This is a genomic window from Alcanivorax sp. HI0044 (assembly GCF_001634945.1).
In genome coordinates, this window is the sequence record NZ_LWEZ01000286.1 from 1 (window position 1) to 900 (window position 900).

The 900-nt window shown below is 50.4% G+C and carries 1 protein-coding gene; it reads left to right on the forward strand.

Going from position 1 to position 900, the window contains the following annotated elements; all coding sequences use genetic code 11:
* Positions 1–408 precede the first annotated feature (408 nt).
* Entirely contained in the window at positions 409–765 is a 357-nt protein-coding gene (locus A3730_RS03520) for an H-NS family nucleoid-associated regulatory protein (RefSeq protein ID WP_063520425.1), read from the forward strand.
* The last annotated feature ends 135 nt before the right edge of the window (positions 766–900 follow it).

Here is a 900-nt window from a genome sequence, read left to right on the forward strand (position 1 = left end):
GATGGTCAGGGTGGTTCCCTTTCCGAGAGGCAAGGCGCAGCAGATGTGCGCTTCAGGCCACGCCCTTCGGGTCATTCAGGCTGGCCCGCACTCGTTGTTGCGCTTTTTCGATGGATGGACATATCTCGATCCCAGTTAGGGGACACCTTCAAAAGCACGCCTAGATTGCGAACCAGCCTGAAAGACTGAGTACGCAAGGAGTTTTTCAGAGGTTCCTTAACAACCGGTGCGTGTTATCCACAAAATGGCAGGAAGGCGGTTATTTTATAATCACCGCGGGAAAAATATTATTTTACGTCACCGTATTTTTTATTTTCCGCTCTGCGTTTAACCCACTATATTGCCAATGCCCACTAAAATAATTACAGTCTTTGCCGTTATTCAATGACCTAAAACAAGGGCACCTTAATGAGCATCAATCTTGACGAACTGTCTGTGGACGAGCTGGAAAAACTGATCAAGCAGGCAGAGTCTGCGCTCGACAAAAAGCGTAAAGCCGAATTGAAAAATGCCCAGGCGGTTCTGGAGAAAATGGCCAAGGATCTGGGTGTGGATCCCCAGGACCTGCTGAAAAATGCCGCCGACAAGAAAAAGACCACGCGCAAGAAAGCCGCCAAGAAAAAAACCGGTGTGCGCCGCCCGGCCAAAGTAAAATTCCGCGATCCCAATAACAGCGGCAACACCTGGACCGGCCGCGGCAAACGTCCACTGTGGTTGCAGGATGCCCTGAGCAAAGGCGCCAAGCTGGACGATTTTGCGGTATAAATTACGCATGACGCCAGATGCCTGAGGCCGGACGCTAAAGGCAATAAAAAAGCGAACCCAACGGGTTCGCTTTTTTTAAGCGTCGTGCATCAGGCATCCAGCCTCAGGCGTTTATACATCCAGATTCGATACCTG

What these genes read in the sequence shown, in the direction of transcription:
- A3730_RS03520 (WP_063520425.1), top strand. Translation starts at nt 409, where the DNA reads ATGAGCATCAATCTTGACGAACTGTCTGTGGACGAGCTGGAAAAACTG.